General features: G+C 66.3%; 12 protein-coding genes. 1 reads left to right on the forward strand and 11 read right to left on the reverse strand.

Features of this window, described 5'->3' with window-relative positions:
* Positions 1–9 precede the first annotated feature (9 nt).
* From AC1Q6X_RS07520 to AC1Q6X_RS07560, 9 genes are all read right to left on the reverse strand, one after another.
* A complete protein-coding gene (locus AC1Q6X_RS07520) occupies positions 10–792 on the reverse strand; it encodes an SDR family NAD(P)-dependent oxidoreductase (RefSeq protein WP_492496165.1) in 783 nt (260 codons plus the stop codon).
* A gap of 19 nt (positions 793–811) precedes the next feature.
* Positions 812–3,199, reverse strand: coding sequence for a bifunctional salicylyl-CoA 5-hydroxylase/oxidoreductase (locus AC1Q6X_RS07525; RefSeq protein ID WP_492496167.1), 2,388 nt, complete (start codon positions 3,197–3,199; stop codon positions 812–814).
* Positions 3,196–4,815 (reverse strand): AMP-binding protein, encoded by a 1,620-nt coding sequence (locus AC1Q6X_RS07530; RefSeq protein ID WP_492496169.1) that lies wholly within the window; start codon positions 4,813–4,815, stop codon positions 3,196–3,198. The genes AC1Q6X_RS07525 and AC1Q6X_RS07530 overlap by 4 nt, the downstream gene beginning before the upstream one ends.
* Positions 4,816–5,045: 230 nt before the next feature.
* Entirely contained in the window at positions 5,046–5,753 is a 708-nt protein-coding gene (locus AC1Q6X_RS07535) for a response regulator (RefSeq protein ID WP_492496171.1), read from the reverse strand.
* An 86-nt stretch (positions 5,754–5,839) separates the two neighbouring features.
* Positions 5,840–10,003 carry a hybrid sensor histidine kinase/response regulator gene (locus tag AC1Q6X_RS07540; protein WP_492496173.1) on the reverse strand — a complete coding sequence of 1,388 codons (4,164 nt, stop codon included), beginning with the start codon at positions 10,001–10,003 and terminating at the stop codon, positions 5,840–5,842.
* 119 nt (positions 10,004–10,122) lie between these two features.
* Positions 10,123–11,292: a patatin-like phospholipase family protein gene (locus AC1Q6X_RS07545; RefSeq protein WP_070224601.1), complete on the reverse strand. Its 1,170-nt coding sequence runs from the start codon at positions 11,290–11,292 to the stop codon at positions 10,123–10,125.
* A 41-nt stretch (positions 11,293–11,333) separates the two neighbouring features.
* Positions 11,334–13,109, reverse strand: coding sequence for a gamma-glutamyltransferase (ggt, locus tag AC1Q6X_RS07550; protein WP_492496175.1), 1,776 nt, complete (start codon positions 13,107–13,109; stop codon positions 11,334–11,336).
* 84 nt (positions 13,110–13,193) lie between these two features.
* Complete coding sequence (locus AC1Q6X_RS07555) at positions 13,194–13,952, reverse strand: 3-hydroxyacyl-CoA dehydrogenase (protein WP_070224603.1); 759 nt, start codon at positions 13,950–13,952, stop codon at positions 13,194–13,196.
* A 149-nt stretch (positions 13,953–14,101) separates the two neighbouring features.
* Positions 14,102–14,524 (reverse strand): hypothetical protein, encoded by a 423-nt coding sequence (locus tag AC1Q6X_RS07560; RefSeq protein ID WP_492496177.1) that lies wholly within the window; start codon positions 14,522–14,524, stop codon positions 14,102–14,104.
* A gap of 279 nt (positions 14,525–14,803) precedes the next feature.
* Between AC1Q6X_RS07560 and AC1Q6X_RS07565 the strand changes: the two genes are divergently transcribed.
* The gene (locus AC1Q6X_RS07565; RefSeq protein ID WP_492496179.1) at positions 14,804–16,861 is read left to right on the forward strand and encodes a TonB-dependent receptor domain-containing protein; all 2,058 of its coding nucleotides are present in this window, start codon (positions 14,804–14,806) and stop codon (positions 16,859–16,861) included.
* Here the strand turns inward: AC1Q6X_RS07565 and AC1Q6X_RS07570 are convergent.
* Both AC1Q6X_RS07570 and AC1Q6X_RS07575 read right to left on the reverse strand, forming a co-directional pair.
* Positions 16,858–17,358, reverse strand: a complete 501-nt coding sequence (locus AC1Q6X_RS07570) for a glycine zipper family protein (RefSeq protein WP_492496181.1) — start codon at positions 17,356–17,358, stop codon at positions 16,858–16,860. The two genes, AC1Q6X_RS07565 and AC1Q6X_RS07570, sit on opposite strands and share 4 nt — an antisense overlap.
* Positions 17,359–17,371: 13 nt before the next feature.
* Positions 17,372–17,770, reverse strand: coding sequence for a hypothetical protein (locus AC1Q6X_RS07575; RefSeq protein ID WP_492496183.1), 399 nt, complete (start codon positions 17,768–17,770; stop codon positions 17,372–17,374).
* Between the last annotated feature and the right edge of the window lie 198 nt (positions 17,771–17,968).

Here is a 17,968-nt window from a genome sequence, read left to right on the forward strand (position 1 = left end):
TTCATTCTGTTACATGACTTCGCCGCCGGCGACGGCGATCGATTGTCCATTCATGGCGGACGACGCGGGCAGGCAAAGCCAGGCCACCGCATCGGCCACTTCGCGCGGCTGCACCAGCCGCTGCTGCGGATTGGCTGCCGCCAGTTCCGCGCGCGCAGCGTCTTCGCCGCGCCCCGTCTTGCGCACGATGTTCTGCACGGCTTGCGCCACCATGTCCGTTTCCGTGTAGCCGGGGCAGACGGCGTTGACGGTGACGCCGCGCGGCGCCGCTTCCAGCGCCAGCGCGCGCGTCAGGCCGATCACGCCATGCTTGGCGGCGACATAGGCGCTGACGTAACGATAGCCTTTCAGGCCCGCCGTCGACGCCACGTTGACGATGCGCCCCCAGCCCGCTTCCAGCATGGCCGGCATGGCCGCCTGGCAGCAGTGGAACACGCCCGTCAGGTTCACGGCCAGCATCTGCTGCCAGATGGCGGCGTCCGTCTTGCCGAATGGCGCAGCATGCGCCTGGCCCGCGTTATTGACCAGGATATCGATGCGGCCGAAATGCGCGGCGGCCTGCGCGAAGCCCGCCTGCACGGACGCTTCCACGCTCACGTCGAGCACGCAGATGGCCACCCGGCCCGCATGGCCCGCCTCTTCCAGCTGCATGCGCGCGCGCGCCAGCCGCGCGCCATCGCGCCCGGCCAGGGTGACCCTGGCGCCCGCGTCCAGCAAGGCGTGCGCGCAGGCCAGGCCGATGCCGCTGCCGGCGCCCGTCACCAGCGCATGTTTTCCTGATAATGCGTCCATCGATGCTTCCTTGCTCATGTCATCCTTCCAGCAGCCGCGCGGCCACCTGTTGCGGGGTGAGACCCGTGTTGGCGGCCGCCAGCTGGCGCTCGCGCTGCAGATTGCGTTCCAGCTGCTGCTGGCCCGGCCGGTACTGTTTCGGCCAGGCTGCGCCGTTCCCAGCGCCGGCGCCGCTGTAGCCGATGCGCGCCATTTCCGTCAGGGTCCAGGCCGGGTTGGCCAGGTGCGGGCGGCCCACGGCGCACAGGTCGGCGCGCCCGGCGGCGATGATGCTGTTGGCGTGGTCGGCTTCGAAAATCGAGCCGACGGCCATGCTGGCAATGCCCGCCTCGTTGCGCACACGGTCGGCGAACGGCGCCTGGAACATGCGCCCGTAGACCGGCTGTTCGAGCTTGCTGACCTGGCCCGAGGAGCAGTCGATCAGGTCGGCGCCCGCCTGCTTGAACAGGCGCGCGATGACGACCGCATCGTCGGGCGTGATGCCGCCTTCGACCCAGTCGTGGGCCGAGATGCGCACGCTCATCGGTTTATCCTGCGGCCACGCCGCGCGCATGGCGCGGAACACGCGCAAGGGATAACGGCAGCGGTTTTCCAGGCTGCCGCCATATTCGTCGGTGCGGCGGTTGGTCAGCGGCGAAATAAAACTCGACAGCAGATAACCGTGCGCACAATGCAGTTCCAGCCAGTCGAAACCGGCGACGGCGGCGGCCAGCGTGGCGCGCACGAAGTCCTGTTCGATGCGCGCCAGGTCGTTTTCCGTGGCCGCGCGCGCCGTTTGCGACACGCCGGCCAGGTATTGCTGTTCCGAGGCCGAGACCAGCGGCCAGTTGCCCTCCCTGAGCGGCTGGTCGATGCCGTCCCACATGGGCCGCGTCGAGCCTTTCGCGCCCGCGTGGCCCAGCTGCAGGGCGATCTTCGCATCGCTGTTCGCGTGCACGAAATCGACGATGCGCCGCCACGCCTGCGTGTGCGCTTCGCTGTACATGCCGGGACAGGCGGGCGTGATGCGCGCATCGGCCGACACGCACGTCATCTCGGCGAACACGAGGCCGGCGCCGCCCATGGCGCGCGCGCCCAGGTGCATCAGGTGGTAGTCGCCGGCCACGCCGTCGACGGCGCTGTACTGCGCCATCGGCGAGACGGCGATACGGTTTTTCAGCAGCACGCCGCGCAGCCGGAAAGGCGTCAGCATGGGCGGCAAGGCCTGATCCAGCATGTCCACGCCGGCCTGCTCGCCGGCGCGCCGCGCCAGCCACAGTTCATAGCCGGCCACGTAGGCGGGATCGCGCAGGCGCAGGTTTTCATGCGAGATGCGCTGGCTGCGCGTGAGCATGGAATAGGCAAACTGCGGCGCCTCCATGGCGCTGTAGCGCTCGACGTTTTCAAACCACTCCATGGAATTGCGCGCCGCGCTCTGGATTTTCAGCACCTCGATGGCGCGCAGCTGCTGGTAGGCGGCCAGCGCGGCATCCGTATCCCCATGCTGGCCGAAGCAGCGCGCCAGCTCGATCGCGTCTTCCAGCGCCAGCTTGGTGCCCGAGCCAATGGAGTAATGCGCCGTGTGGGCCGCGTCCCCCATCAGCACGACGGGCACGCCGTCCTGGCGGTGCACCCATTGCCGGCAGACGATGCGGGGAAAGGTGATCCACTGTGCCGAGCCGCGCAAGTGCGGCGAATTGCTCAGCAAACCGTGGCCATCGAGTTCCTCGGCGAACAACGCTTCGCAAAAGGCGATGCCCTCTTCCTGGCTCATGGCGTCCAGTCCCGCCGCGCGCCACACGTGTTCGGGCGTTTCGACGATGAAGGTCGAGGTCTCGCCGTCATACTGGTAGATATGCGCCTGGAACCAGCCGTGCGGCGTCTGGCGGAAGGCAAACGTGAAGGCCTCGAATTTCTTGCGCGTGCCCAGCCAGACGAAGCGGCAATGGCGCTGGTCGATCTCGGGCTGGTAGCTGGCCGCATAGCGCGTGCGGATGCGGCTGTTCAAGCCGTCGCTGGCGAGCACCAGGTCGGCGCCATACTGCTTCGCGATGGCCTGATCGTCCAGCACTTCCGTCTCGAATACCAGCTGCACGCCGAGTTCCTCGCAGCGCGCCTGCAGGATATTGAGCAGGCGCTTGCGGCCGATGCCGCAAAAGCCATGGCCGCCGGAGCGCACGGTCTCGCCCTTGAAGTGGATCTCGATATTGTCCCAGTGGTTGAACGCCTGCAGGATGGCGCGCGCCGTCGGCTCGTCCGCATTGGCCAGGTTGCCCAGGGTCTGGTCGGAAAACACCACGCCCCAGCCAAACGTGTCGTACGGGCGGTTGCGCTCGATGACGGTGATGCGGTGATCCGGGTTCTGCTTTTTCATGAGCAGGCTGAAATACAGGCCGGCGGGGCCGCCGCCGATGCAGACGATATTCATGGGGTGTCCGTGCGAAGTTTGAAGCGCTGCAGCTTGCCCGTTTCCGTGCGCGGCAGCGCAGGCAAGAAACGAATGGCGCGCGGGTATTTATACGGGGCGATCTGCTGGCGCACGAAGTCCTGCAATTCGGCCGCCAGCACGTCGCCGGGCTGGAAACCATCTTTCAGCACCACGTGCGCCTCGACGATTTGGCCACGCTCGGCATCGGCGCGCCCGACCACGCCGCATTCGGCCACGGCAGGGTGGCGCAGCAGCGCCTCTTCCACTTCGGGGCCGGCGATGTTGTAGCCGGCCGAGACGATCATGTCGTCGCTGCGCGAGCGGTAATAGAAATAGCCGTCGGCATCCATCTCGAAGGTGTCGCCCGTCAGGTTCCAGCCGTTCTGCACGTACTCGCGCTGGCGCGGGTCGGACAGGTAGCGGCAGCCGGTGGGGCCTTTCACGGCCAGGCGGCCCGTCACGCCGGGCGGCTGCGGCACGCCCGCATCGTCAACGATGCATGCCTGGTAGCCGGGAATGGCCTTGCCGATGGCGCCGCGGCGGATGCCCTCGCCCGTGGCGGAAATGAAGATGTGCAGCATTTCGGTGGCGCCGATGCCGTCCGTCATGGCCAGTCCCGTCGCCGCCTGCCAGGCGTCGCGCGTGGCCAGCGGCAGCGCCTCGCCTGCCGATACGCACAAGCGCATGCTGCTCAAATCGTGGCCGGCCGCCAGGGGCGCCATCTGGCGGTAAAAAGTCGGCGCCGTGAAGCAGATCGTGGCCTGATAGGTACCGACGGCGCGCAGCAGGCCGTCGGGTGTGAGTTTTTCCAGCAGCACGGTGGCCGCGCCAAAACGCAGGGGAAACAGCAGCAGGCCGCCCAGACCAAAAGTAAAAGCCAGCGGCGGCGTGCCGATGAAGATATCGTCGGCGCGCACCTGCAGCATGGAACGGGGAAAGCAGTCGCAGATGGCCAGCAGGTCGCGGTGCATGTGCATGGTGCCCTTGGGGACGCCCGTCGTGCCCGAAGTAAAGCTGATCAGGCAGACGTCGTCGGCCGCCGTGTCGTGTGCTGCAAAAGGCGCGGCGTGGGCCGCCATGCGCCGTTCCAGTTCAGCATCGGCGGCGCCAAAGCACAGCATGGCCGGCAAGTCTGGCAAGCCGTCGAGCTCCGCGCGCAAGCCCTGCGCGCACAGCACGGCATTGACTTGCGCTTTGGTCAGGATGGTGGACAGTTCGCGCGCGCGCAGCAGCGGCATGGTGGGCACGGCGATGCAGCCGGCCTTCAGCACGGCCAGCAGGCAGGCGGCCATCATCGGGGTATTCGCGCCGCGCAGCAGCACGCGGTTGCCGGGGATCAGGCCCAGGTCGGCGCGCAGCACGTGGGCGATGCGGTCGACTTGCCGCGCCAGATCGGCGTAGCTCCAGCGCTGGCCGTCGGCAAGGATGGCGGTGCGCTCGCCGCCGCCGTTGGCCACGGCCGCATCGAGCAGCGCGGCGACGCAATTGAGGCGCGGCGGATACTGCAGCTCGGGCAAATCAAGGCACAGCTGCGGCCAGAGTGCGCGCGGCGGCAGGTGCGCGCGCGCAAAGTCGTCCTGGGGAGATGCGGTGGTAGGCGAAGGGTCGCTGCTCATGCTCATCCTGGCTGGTGACGGGCGCGTGCACAAGGCCCGGAAGCAGATACTTTAAACCTAAAGTATTTTTCCAGCAAGCAGAAACAGCAATTTCAACACACCTAACAAAACCGTAGCGAGCGGATGGGAGGCTCGGCGCCCCCGTTGACCCGAGAAGCGGAGCTGTGCGGATGCACAGTGAGCATCGGAAGCCGCAAATCACGACGCGCAGTAGGTTTTGTTATGGTGTATCAGTCGGCGCCGTCCTGGCGCAGCAAACGCGCCTGCTGCGCCGCGCTGCGCGCCAGCGCGGCCAGGGCCGCCTGTATCTGCTCGCCATCGAGCACCGCCGACTGCAGCAAGGCGCTCATGCCGGCTTCCGCGCCCTGCAAGCCCAGAGTGCGGCAACCGAGGTGCAGCCGTTCGAGCTGCTGGCGCGCCTGGGCCGGTTCGCCGCGCGCCAGCAAGGCGTCGACCTGTTCGCTGGCGGCGACTATCTGCCCCTGGAAGCCCGTCAAGTAGGCCAGCAGGCGTTCGCCGTCAATGCCCAGCCGCTGCAAGGTGTCGCGCGGCGCCTCGGCCGGCAAGGCGCAGACGTCGAAGCAGGCGTCGATATGCTGGCGCACCTGCTCCGGCTGAAAGGGCTTGACGATGTAGCCGGCGGCGCCGGCCTGCACGGCGTCGCGCACCGTGTCGTGGTCATTGGCCGACGAGACCAGCACCAGCGGCATGGCGTCGAGCGCGCTGTCGGAGCGGATTTTCTGCAGCAGCTCCATGCCGGACAGGCGCGGCATGCGCAAGTCGCAAAAGCACAGCGCGGGGCGCAAGCCGCCTTCGAGCTGCTCCCACGCCGCCGCGCCATCTTCGGCTTCCACGATATCGTGCACGCCGCAGCTGTCGATCAGATGCATCAATACCATGCGCGACACGACATCGTCGTCAACCACCAGTACTTTCATTGCTTTCTCCATTGGCGGCAGCGTCAGGGTGCCTGGCCGTATTCTACCCAGTTTCGCCGCACGCTCCACGGCTGGAATTGCCTATTTTACATTTCCTTGCCCGAAACGGCTATTTGCGCCAACAGTGCGCGCAATTGCGGCAAATGCAGGGCCACCTGCGTCCAGCGCCCGCCATCGGCCGCCTCCTCCATTTCCGTGCACAGCATGTGCAGCTGCGTTTCGTCGAGATAGGCGGCGCTGCCCTTCAATCCGTGCAGCAGGCGCCCGGCGTTGTCCTGGTCCTGCGCCGCCAGGGCATCGTCGAGTTCGCGCAGGCGCCCTTCCAGGTCGGCGACAAAGGCGACGCGGATGCGCCGCTGCAGTTCGCCGCTGCGGATGGACTGGGATGGCGGTGCGGCGGGGATGGCCGGCGCGACGCCGAACAGGGCGTCGAGTTCCGCCTGCCCCCGCGCGCTAGCGCGCGGCGCGTTCGATGGCATGCGCGGCAACATGAAACCGCGCTGCAGCTGGCGCTCGATGGCGCGCGCCAGCAAGCCATGCAGCGCCGCCTCGTCCACCGGTTTGCTGAGGAAATCATCCATGCCGACGCCCAAGTAGCGGCTGCGGTCCTCTTCGCTGGCGTTCGCCGTCAGGGCCACGATCATCAGTTCCTGGTCGCGCACGGGCTGGTCCGGCCAGCCGCCCACGCGGATCAGACGCGTCGCCGTGGCGCCGTCCATCTCCGGCATGCGCCCGTCCATCAGGATCAGGTCATAGCGCGTATGCACGCAGGCCGCCACGGCCAGCACGCCGTTGGCGACCACGTCGACCCGGTGCCCCAGTTCTTCGAGCATCACGCGGATGATGATCTGGTTGGTCGGGAAATCTTCCGCGCACAGCACGCGCAGCTGGTGGCTGTGCGGCGCCAGCGCCACCTGCGGCACCAGCGGCGGTGCCACGCCATCGGCCAGCGGCAGGGTGAAGGCAAACGTGCTGCCCTGCCCCGGCGTGCTGGCCACCTCGATCTCGCCGTCCATCAGTTCGACCAGCTGGCGGCAGATCGCCAGACCCAGCCCCGTGCCGCCGTAGCGCCGCGTGGTGCTGGCATCGGCCTGCTCGAACTTCTGGAACAGGCGCGCCATCGCGTCCGCATCGATGCCGATGCCGCTGTCGCTGACGCTAAAGCGGATCAGGTTGACACGGCGTCCGCCGCTGCCGCTGGCCACGCCGGCCCGCTCGACGCACACGCTGACGCCGCCGCGCTGGGTGAACTTGAAGGCATTGCCGACCAGGTTGACCAGCACCTGGCGCAAGCGGGTCGGATCGCCCACCACGAAGGGCGGCAGGTCCGGCGCGAAATCGATGGAGAAACCGATGCTGCGCGCGGCCGCCTGCTCCTCGAACAGGGTCACGACCGTCTCGATGGCCGCGCCGAGCGCGAAATCGATGTTTTCGATACTCAGCTTGCCCGCCTCGATCTTGGAAAAATCGAGCAAGTCATTGATGATCACCAGCAGCGACTGGGCATTGGCCTGGCCGCGCAAGATCTGCTCGCGCGTGGCGTCGTGCAGCTGCTCGTCGCGCAGGGCAAAGCCCAGCATGCCGATCACGCCGGCCAGCGGGGTGCGCATCTCGTGGCTCATGTTGGCCAAAAATTCCGACTTCTGGCGCGTCGCATCCTCGGCCTTGCGCTTGGCCTGGCGCAGGCTTTCCTCGTTTTTCGTCAGGCTGCTGTTGACTTGCGCCAGCTTTTCCGACTGGGCCAGCACCTCGATTTCCTTGCTCTGCAACTCGGCCGTGCGTTCGCCGACGAGTTTTTCCAGCTCGTTCTGCTGGCGCCGCAGCGCGCGCACGCGCTGCCGGTACGCGCCATACACGGCGCCCAGCAGCAGCAGCGCCATCAGGGTGCGGAACCACCAGGTCTTCCAGAACGGCGGCAAAATCGTGATGGCCAGCGTGGCGCCGCTCTCGTTCCACACGCCGTCCTTGTTGGCCGCCTTGACGCGAAACACATAGTTGCCCGCGTCGAGGTTGGTGTAGGTGGCAAAGCGCCGCCCCGCATCCGTCATGACCCAGTCCTGGTCGAAGCCTTCGAGCCGGTAGGCGAACATATTGCGCTGGGGCGCGGCGAAATGCAGGGCCGCGAATTCCAGCGAAAAAACGCTTTCACGGCTGGTCAGCACCAGCTCGCACGTATGGTCGATGGCCTTCTTGAGCACATGCGCGAACTCGCCGCGGCCGATGGCCACCGGCTTGTTGAAGATCTGCAGTTCCGTGACGGCCACCAGCGGCGGCACGCGGTTGTCGTGGATATCCTGCGGCATGAACGCCGTCATGCCGTTGAAGCCGCCGAAATACATGGTGCCGTCCGACGCGCGCAGGGCCGCGCCGTCGAAGTACGAGCCTTCCACCGTGCCATCGGCGCTGTCGTAGTTGCGAAACAGGCCGCTGCGCATGTCGAGCCGCGTGATGCCGCTGTTCGTGCTCAGCCACAGCTGTTCGTTGTCGTCGCCGAGGATGCTGGCGACGGCATCATCGGCCATGCCATCCTTGCGCAGGAAGCGCCGGAAGCGGATCCCGCCCTTGGCGTCGACGTCCATGCGGTTCAAGCCATTGGCCGTGCCCACCCACAGCACGCCGCGCTTGTCTTCGTGCAGGAAATGCACTTCATCGTGGCTCAGGCTCTGCGGGTTTTGCGGATCGTGGCGGAAATGGCGGAAGCGGCCGCTGGCGCGGTCCAGCAAGTCCAGGCCGTGGAAAGAGCCTATCCACAACCGCCCCTTGCCGTCTTCCAGCACGGGCCGCACCATGTTGTCGGACAGGCTGTTCGGATCGGCCGGGTCGTGGCGGTACGTGGTAAAACGGCGGCTGACGGGATCGAAGCGGTGCACGCCGCCCCGCGTCGAGACCCACAGCATGCCGCTGCGGTCGCTGACGATATTGCGGATGGTGTCGCTGTTCGGGTCGCCGGCGGCAAAGCGCATGGTAAAAAAACGCCCCAGTGCCGGATCGAAGCGGTGCAAGCCCGTCGAGCCGCCCACCCACAGCACGCCGTCCGGCGCCTTGTACAGGGTCGTGACCTGCTCGTCGCGCGACATGCCGGGTGCGCTGCGCAGGTCGAACAGGCGCGAGCTGCCGTCGCGCGTGTCGTACAGTTTCAGGCCGCCCTTGGTGGCCAGCCACAGCTTGCCATTGCCCGCGTCGGCCACGGCGCGCACTTTCTTGTCCGCCAGCGCGCCCACGTCGCCGGGCGCGCGCGCCATGCGCGCAAAGCCGCCGCTGCCCAGGTCGACCCGGCTCACGCCGTTGTACCAGGAACCGACCCAGAAGGTGCCGGCGCGGTCGCGGTACAGCGACGACAGCTGGTTGTCGGCGACGCTGAACTTGTCGCCCGTCTGGTGCCGGTACTGCAGGAAGGTGTCGCTGTCGGGCAGCCAGCGGAACAGGCCATCGGCATTGCTGCCCAGCCAGACGGTGGCGTCGACATCCTGGTACAGGCTGGCCACGCGGATGGCGGAAAAGCCATGTTTCTCGCCGAAGCGCACTCTTGCCTGCGGCGGCTGGCCGGCGCCGCCCAGACGCCAGCGCTCGGCGCCGGCCATGGTGCCGATCCACAGGTTCTGCTGGCGGTCGACCAGCAGCGACTGGATCACGTTGTACTTCGAGCCGGGCGTCGCATCGACGGCGAAATGTTCGAAGCGCTCGCTGCCCGGCGCCAGCATGTCCAGGCCCGTTACCGTGCCGATCCACAGGCGCTGTTGCGCGTCCAGCGCCAGCGCCTTGATTTCATTGTCGCCCAGGCTGTGCGGGTTGCCTTCTTCATGGTGCCAGGTGCGGAAGGTGCCGGTGGCGGGGTCGAAATGCTGCAAGCCGTCCGAGGTGGCGATCCAGAAGCCGCGCGCGCCATCGTCGAGGATGGCGTGGATATGCCGGTTGCCGTTGCCGCGCTTGCTCTTTTCGCCGGGACCATAATGGATGAAGGTCTGGCTGGCGGCGTCGAAGCGGTCCAGCCCATTGTCGGTGCCCACCCACAGCTGGCCCTGGCTATCGACATGCAGCTCGCCGACCCAGTTGTCGGCCAGGCTGGTCTTGTCGCCCTCGATATTCTTGTAGACGACCATGCGGTAGCCGTCGTAGCGGCTCAGGCCGGACTGGCTGCCGAACCACATATAGCCCTGCCGGTCCTGGGCGATGGCCAGCACCGATTCCTGCGCCAGGCCCTGGTCAACGCTGAGCTGGTCGAAACGCAGGGTGGGCGCAGGCGCCGCCATGGCCCAGCCGCCCAGCAGTAAAATTAACAGTGAGGCAACATCGCAAACACGTCGAAATACCAGCACAATCGTCCTGTCAAAAAAAACGCGAAACTCCGGCAACTGTTCCGGGGGCCGTCTCAAGAACCAAAAAACGCCAGTACATCGTCCTTGCGGGCCTGCGTATCGCGCTGTCCAAGACGGATCAGCTCGTTAGTATACGTCGATTCGAACAATAAATACGATGCCAGCGCCGCGCCGCGCGCTTCGGCCGCGCCGATGCCCGACAACATGGTGCGGATCGGACGCGGCAAACTGCCGATATGCCGGCTGGCGATGGCGTCGAGCCGCTCGGACGGCGCGATGACCAGCAATTCCACCGGCCGCAAGGCCGTCTTGCCCAGCAGCTCGGGCGGCAGCATCGACAAGGTCAGGTTGATGCGGTTCAGACGCTCGATATCGACAGCCAGGCCATCGAGGAAGATCGACGACAGCGCGTGGCCGGCGATCTGCGCCAGGCTCGGGTAGCGCGCCGCTTCGGACGCGGCCGGTGCCGGTTCCGTCATGCGTCCCGCGCCCACCACCAGCACCTTGTTCGCGCCCAGGTGGATGGCCGGCGAGATCGGCGCCAGCTGGCGCATGGAACCGTCGCCGCAGTATTCGCGCTGGCCGCCCACGTACAGGGGCACGGCGGGAAAGATAAAAGGGATGGCGGCCGAGGCGAGCAAGTGCTCCACACCGATCTGGTCGGGCAAGGCCAGACGCTGCGTGCGCACCCAGGGCGCGATATCGCCGGCCGTCTGGTAAAACGTCATGTGGCGGCTGCCCGAATACGACGACGCCGTCACGGCCAGCGCATGCAGCAGCCCGTCGGCCAGGGCAGCATCGAGGCGCGGCAGGTCGAGCATGCGGTGCAGCAGGCTGACCAGCGGGGTATTGTCGAGCAGGGAGTTGGGCGGCGACGCATGCCACTGGCGCAGCAGCCAGCCGAACGACAGCAAGGACAACCAGCGCGCGCCCGAGCGGATCACGCCCAGCGAGTCGGCCCGGTACACTTGCTCGACTTCGATGTGCTGCCACACGTCGAGCAGCTTTTGCACGCCTTCTCCGAAGTTATCAGCGCGGCAAGCCAGCGCCGTGGCGTTGATGGCGCCGGCCGAAGTGCCGCAGATGATGTCGAACGGGTTGCGCGCCGGCGCCCAGCCCGCTTCCCAGAGAATCGCCGAAATCGCCTGCAGCACGCCCACCTGGTAGGCGGCACGGGCGCCCCCTCCCGTGAGTATCAAGCCTGTTTTATTTTGCATTCCCATGCCGGCAGATTAGCAGGGTCTTGATACTTTGTGGAAAAGTTTCAATCTCCCTTGACCATGCCTTCACGACGCGGATCGGCGCCGCCAAACCAGAAATCCTTGCCATGCGCGTTCAGCCGCATGATGCCCTGCAGGCCGGAATTCTGTTCGATCACGCGCACCTCGTGGCCCATCGCCTGCAGCGCCTCGACCTGGGCGGCCGGCGCGCGGCCCTTTTCCAGTTCCGTCGGACCGTTGCGGCTGCCGAAGTTGGGCAGGCTGATGGCCTGCTGCACGTTCAAGCCCCAGTCCATGGTGCCGACCAGGACCTTGGCCACATAATTGATGATGGACGAACCGCCGGGCGAGCCCGTCGCCAGCACCAGCTTGTGCGTGCCCTTCTCGAACACGAGGGTGGGCGACATGGCGCTGCGCGGACGCTTGCCCGCCTCGACCCGGTTGGCGATCGGGCCATCGGCATCGCGCGAATCGAACGAGAAATCCGTCAGCTGGTTATTCAGCAAAAAGCCGTCGACCATCTGGCGCGCGCCGAACGCGTCTTCCACGCTGGTGGTCATCGACAGGCCGCCCCCAAAAGCGTCCACGGCCACCAGGTGCGACGTCGACGGGCGCTGCAGGGCGTTGTCCATGCCCCACGCCACCTGCATGCCGGGCGGCGTGCCGGGCAAGGCTTTACCCATGGATTTGTCGCCGATCAGGGCGGCGCGCTGCGCCAGGTAGGCTTTGTCGAGCATCGAAGCGACGCCATTGCCCGGCAGCGGCACGAAGTCCGTGTCGGCCACGTAGCGGTTGCGGTCCGCGTAGGCCAGGCGCCCCGCTTCCGAAAACAGGTGGATCGCCTGCGCATCGGGCACGCCGTCGACGGGCGCGTACGGGCGGATGTCCTTCACTTCCAGGATGCCCAGCATCTGCGCGATGGCGATGCCGCCCGACGATGGCGGCGGCATGCCGCACACGGTCCAGGCCTTGTAATCGCTGCAGACGGGCTCGCGCACCTTGGCCTGGTAGCCGGCGATATCCTGCGCCGTCAGCTTGCCCGGATTGGTCGGATGCGACGCCACCTTGGCGGCGATGTCGCGCGCGATGCGGCCGTTATAAAAAGCGTCGGCGCCGCCGCGGGCGATCTCGCGCAGGGTGCGCGCCAGCTGCGGATTTTTCAGCACGTGGCCGACAGGCCAGGCCTTGCCCTCGCCGTCATAGAAATACGCGGCGGCGACAGGGTCGCGCTTCAGGGCCTGGTCCCAGGTCAACAGGCCGTTGAGGCGCTGGCTGACGGGAAAGCCGCCGTGCGCGAGGCGGATGGCGGGACCGAACAGGGTCGCCCACGGCAGCTTGCCATGCTCCTTGTGTGCCAGCTCCAGCATGCGCAGCACGCCCGGCGCACCCACGGAGCGCCCGCCCACCACGCCCGTGGCGCGCGAGACGGGGCTGCCGTCGGCATTCTGGAACAGGTGTTCGTCCGCCGCGGCCGGCGCCGTTTCGCGCCCGTCGAAGGCCTGCACGCCCTTGGCCGTGGAGTACAGCAGGAAGGCGCCGCCGCCGATGCCCGACGATTGCGGCTCGACCAGGGTGAGCACCAGCTGCGTGGCGATGGCCGCGTCGATGGCGCTGCCGCCCTTTTTCAGCATCTGATAGCCGGCATCGGCGGCCAGCGGATTGGCGGCGGCGACCATGAATTTCTGCGCCGCCCAGCCGTTTTTTTCCGCATACGCGGTGGCGATTTCCGGTGCCTTTTGCGGCACTTCGGCAAATACGGGACTGGCGGCCAACGCCCCCAGCAAGGTCAGGCTCAGCGCCAGCGGCTTCAATGCGATCATGGATTCTCCGATAAAAAAAGGGCGCACAGCCAGGCAAGGCTGTACGCCCCATACGGGGGTATCCTACATCAAATCACGCCACGCTTATTTGGGCTGCATGCGGATCGCACCATCGAGACGGATGGTTTCGCCATTGAGCATGACGTTTTCCACGATGGCCTTCACCAGTTGCGCGTATTCGCCGGGCTTGCCCAGGCGCGAAGGGAACGGCACCATCTTGCCCAGCGCATCCTGCACTTCGGCCGGCATGCCCAGCAACATCGGCGTCTCGAAGATGCCGGGCGCCACCGTCATCACGCGGATGCCGTTGCGCGACAGGTCGCGCGCCATCGGCAGGGTCAGGCCCACCACGGCCGCCTTCGACGAGGCGTAGGCCGCCTGGCCGATCTGGCCATCGTAGGCCGCCACGGAAGCCGTGTTGATGATGATGCCGCGCTCGCCTTCCGCCGTCGCGTCCTGTTTCGCCATGGCGTCAGCCGCCAGGCGGCACATATTGAAGGTGCCCACCAGGTTGATGTTGACGACTTTCTGGAACAGGGCCAGCGGGTGCGGGCCATCCTTGCCCACGGTTTTCACGGCCGGCGCCACGCCGGCGCAGTTGACCAGGCCGCGCAAAGTACCGAGCTTGGTGGCCGCAGCCACCACGGCCAGGCCGTCCTCTTCCGACGTCACGTCGCATTGCACGAACACGCCGTTCAGTTCAGCGGCCAGCGCCTGGCCCGCCTCCGTCTGCACATCGGCCAGCACGACCTTGCCGCCGGCTGCCGTCAGCATGCGCGCCGTGGCCGCGCCCAAACCCGATGCGCCGCCCGTGATGATGAATACATTGTCCTGAATCTGCATGAAAACTCCTGAGTGATAAGGGCCGTGTTCCCGGCGCCTGATGGTTGCATGGTGCCATAGTTACGTTTACGTAAACGTAATGTCGGCGACAATTGTAGCCATTTTTGAGCGCACCGAGCGAAAACTTGCAGCGCCAGCGTATGGCCGGCTTAAAAACACTGGATGAAAGCGCCATTGCGGTGGCAGATGCGCCCGTTGGCATCGAGCGTGGCATTGCCCGCGCCGTTGTAGCGCGCGCCGGCAGCGTCGCGGCAACCGCCCGTGTCGCAGGCACCGATGGGCTGCGGCGCGCGCGGCATGGGCGCGGCCGGGCTGGGCGGCAGCGGCGCCATGGGCACGACCGGTGGCGCTGGCTGGGCCGGCATGCGGCCGATCACCTGCGCCACGGAACGGCGCGGCTGCACGGGCGGCGCCGGGCGGCACGGTTCCACCGAGAGCTTGCCGCTGTCGCGCGGGTCGAGCTGGCACACGGGCAGTTGATCGGACGCAGCAGGTTCCTGCGCCCAGGCATCGCCGCCAGCGAGCAGCAGGGCGCCGGCCAGCGCCAGCATGGTTTTTGTCATCGTCTTCATGCCCCCTCCCCAAGCATCGATCATACCGCTTTCATTATTGGCACACACGGCGCCAGATGCCAGCGCGAGTAACACGCACACGCTGGCAGCCACCATGTCCAGGCTGCAACGGTGTTTTATTTCCTTTCAGCACTTTCCTTCTTGCCAGGATGGCATTACAATAAGAACGATTCTTATTCTCATTCACGGAATAGGAGCGCAGTTTATTGCATTTTCAATCATTCATACCCGAGCCACCCGGAAGGCAGCCAGGAAAAAACAACATCCGGAAAGTTCACCATGACCAAGCGCAGTCCCGCCTTCATTCATCCTGTTACGCCCGCCCGCCCCATCCATTGCGCCACTCTGCTTCTGCCCTGCCTGCTCTCCTTGGCCGTCAGCAGCGCCTGGGCCGAAGGCAATGCGGCCGCCGATCCCACCATGAACACGGTGGTCGTCACGGCATCGGGCACGGCCATCGACATCAAGGATGCGCCGGCCAGCATCAGCGTCATCACGCGCGAGGAAATCGAACGCCAGCCCGTGTATGACTTGAATACCTTGCTGCGCCGCATCCCCGGCGTGACGGGCGGCACCAGCCCCGTGGGCGAAGAGTCGAAGATCAAGCTGCGCGGCCTGCCAGACAAATACACCTTGATCCTCGTCGACGGCAAGCGCGTCGGCAGCTCGGCCGACACGGCCTACCGTCCCGACCTGGGCCGCCAGGACTTGAACTGGATCTCGCCCGACATGATCGAGCGCATCGAAGTGGTGCGCGGCCCCATGTCGTCGCTGTACGGCTCGGACGCCATGGGCGGCGTGATCAACATCATCACGCGCAAGGTGCCGGGCAAGTGGAACGGTTCGGCCACGGCCAACTACACGCAGCCGCAGGACAGCGGCCGCGGCACGGCGCACCAGTTGGGCGTGAACCTGGCCGGCCCCTTGTCGGACACGGTGGACATGCGTCTGGGCGTGGGCCAGACGCGCCAGAATCCCGATGAAAAAGCGATCGGCAAATCGGGCGGCATCGGCGGCGAACGCAACCAGACTGTCTCGGGCCAGCTGAACTGGGCGCTGGACAAGAAGCAGAACCTGTCGCTGGACGCCAGCTACGGCAAGCAGCAATCGACGGATTCGACCACGCTCGACGCGGACGGCTACCCGCTGTTCGGCGCCTGGGGCGCGAGCAAACTGATACGCAAGAGCGCCAGCATCGGCTATGAAGGCCGCTGGGACTTCGGCAAGGCCGTGGTCAACCTGTACCACAACGATTTCGACAACGAAGTCGTCGGCACGGTGGCCAAATCCAAGGACAGCACGCTGGATGCCAGCCTGGAAAAACGGGTCGGCTGGGGCGGCATCGAGCAAATGCTGGTGATGGGCGGCCAGTGGAAGCACCAGGAATTGACGAATACGGACACCATCGGCACCGTGCCCACCGATTACCTGGGCAACCCCGTGAGCGGCGCCACCCTGTCCGGCACCACCTCGGCCCTGTTTGCGGAAGATCAGCTGTTCCTGCGCGACAACCTGACGGCCACGGCCGGCCTGCGCCTCGATCACCACAGCAAGTTCGGCAACCACTACAGCCCGCGCCTCTACCTCGTGTACCACCCGGCCCCCGCCTGGACCATCAAGGGCGGCATCTCGCAAGGCTTCCGCGCCCCCAGCCTGAAGGAAAACTCGCCGGCGGCGGCCACGCAGTCGGGCGGACGCGGTTGCGGCAGCCTCAAACCGCTCGGCTACATCACGGGCGGCTGCTACATGGCCGGCAATGCGGACTTGAAGCCGGAAACGAGCACGGCCGGCGAGATCGGCGTGGCGTGGGAACAGAATGGCTGGGACGTGGGCCTGACGTACTTCCACACGGATTTCAAGAACAAGATCGACTACGCGCCGCTGGGTTTTTACCAGAAGCAGTGGTGGACCAAAATGACGAATATCCAGAAAGCGCGCACCAGCGGCCTGGAAGCGACGGCGAATATCCCGCTGACGAAAAACCTGAACTGGCGTAACAACGTGACCTACATGGCCGAGGCGAAAAACCTGACCACGGGCGCCAACCTGCTGTCGACGCCGAAGCTGTCGTGGTATTCGGCGCTGGGCTGGCAAGTCAACGACCAGCTGTTCGGCGAAGTGTCGGCCCAGTACACGGGCAAGGAACTCGACGCGGGCAAGCTGGCCGACAAGGCCTACACCATTGTCGACACCGTCGTGTCGTACAAGGTCACGCCCCAGTGGACGGTGCGCGGCGGCGTGCAAAACCTGTTCAAGAAGGGACCGATGGCCGATGGTCTGGTCGACTACTACGTGCCGGGACGCCGCATGTTCGTCGGCCTGACCTCACGGTTCTAATAACGGGGCGGCGGCGTATCGGGCGGCGGCGTGGCGGCATTCGCCGGCACGCTGCCGAGCATCTGCCCGGCGACGGGCACCTTGTGGCCGCTCGCATACATGCATTGCTGGTAGGCGTAGTCATAGCGGCGCTGCATGCCATACGCGGAACTGTCCGCCGCGCCCGTGCCCGCCAGCGCGCCGAACAGCAAACCCGTGCCCGCGCCCACGCCGGCGCCATGGCCGCCATCGATGGCGGCGCCGGCCGCCGCACCGAGCACCGTACCCAGCGCCGCGCTGCGCACGCCGCTGTCGACGCTGGCCTGCTGCGCCGAACTGCCGCCCAACTGGCCTTGCGCATAGCCGCGGCACTGCAGATCGTCGCGGCGGAATTGTTCGAAACTCTTGCCCGTGCCGGGCAAGACCATGGCCGACGGCCCTTCCGGCATCACCGTGCAGCCAGCCAGCAGCAGCGGCGCCAGCAGGCCGGCACGCCCCATTAACGCTCTCGTATTCATGTTGACCTCCCCGTCAGCGCACGCTGGTCGGCAGCACGGCACGCCATGCCGTACTGCAATTTTTCACGTAGGGATAATAGCCCTGCGGCCGCGCGCAGTAGTACCACATCTGCGCCGTCGGCTCGCCGCCCTGCTCGATGTAAACGGGAGGCACGACGGGCGGCGGCTGCACGACCACCGTGCGCCCATACGGATAAGGATAGCCATACCACGGGTCACCATACCAGCCCGGCCCGTAGCCATACCACAAGGGCGCTCCCACCCAGACGCCCACGTGCGAATGGCCATGGAAGTGGCCGTGATGGCCGTGGAAACCGCCGTGCCGGCCCGGCTCCGCCTGGGCCAACCCGGCAACACCGCTCAATATCAGCAACGCCAGCAGCGCGCCGCCCTTCCTGTTGATGCTGTCCATGACATCCTCCCGCCTTCCCTGCCAGACTGTGAAGCTCACCTTTTCACTCCATTATTGGCAAGGGGCCGGCACAAGCAAAGGCGCCGTAACAATTGCTCACTTTTGATACGCCGAGGATATGGAGTGCAGGAAAGTTTCACCTGCAGAAAATGCAAACAGCCCCGCGGCGCGGGCCACGGGGCTGCATGGAGTGGCGCG

Source organism: Janthinobacterium sp. GW823-FHT06H09 (assembly GCF_058794735.1).

Excerpts from the sequence above, each read along its gene's own strand:
- AC1Q6X_RS07540 (WP_492496173.1), bottom strand. The coding sequence starts at position 10,003 with ATGGCGGCGCCTGCGCCCACCCTGCGTTTCGACCAGCTCAGCGTTGAC.
- AC1Q6X_RS07560 (WP_492496177.1), bottom strand. The coding sequence starts at position 14,524 with ATGAAGACGATGACAAAAACCATGCTGGCGCTGGCCGGCGCCCTGCTG.
- AC1Q6X_RS07555 (WP_070224603.1), bottom strand. The coding sequence starts at position 13,952 with ATGCAGATTCAGGACAATGTATTCATCATCACGGGCGGCGCATCGGGT.
- AC1Q6X_RS07520 (WP_492496165.1), bottom strand. The coding sequence starts at position 792 with ATGGACGCATTATCAGGAAAACATGCGCTGGTGACGGGCGCCGGCAGC.
- AC1Q6X_RS07565 (WP_492496179.1), top strand. The coding sequence starts at position 14,804 with ATGACCAAGCGCAGTCCCGCCTTCATTCATCCTGTTACGCCCGCCCGC.
- AC1Q6X_RS07545 (WP_070224601.1), bottom strand. The coding sequence starts at position 11,292 with ATGGGAATGCAAAATAAAACAGGCTTGATACTCACGGGAGGGGGCGCC.
- AC1Q6X_RS07535 (WP_492496171.1), bottom strand. The coding sequence starts at position 5,753 with ATGAAAGTACTGGTGGTTGACGACGATGTCGTGTCGCGCATGGTATTG.
- AC1Q6X_RS07525 (WP_492496167.1), bottom strand. The coding sequence starts at position 3,199 with ATGAATATCGTCTGCATCGGCGGCGGCCCCGCCGGCCTGTATTTCAGC.
- AC1Q6X_RS07570 (WP_492496181.1), bottom strand. The coding sequence starts at position 17,358 with ATGAATACGAGAGCGTTAATGGGGCGTGCCGGCCTGCTGGCGCCGCTG.
- ggt (WP_492496175.1), bottom strand. The coding sequence starts at position 13,109 with ATGATCGCATTGAAGCCGCTGGCGCTGAGCCTGACCTTGCTGGGGGCG.
- AC1Q6X_RS07575 (WP_492496183.1), bottom strand. The coding sequence starts at position 17,770 with ATGGACAGCATCAACAGGAAGGGCGGCGCGCTGCTGGCGTTGCTGATA.
- AC1Q6X_RS07530 (WP_492496169.1), bottom strand. The coding sequence starts at position 4,815 with ATGAGCAGCGACCCTTCGCCTACCACCGCATCTCCCCAGGACGACTTT.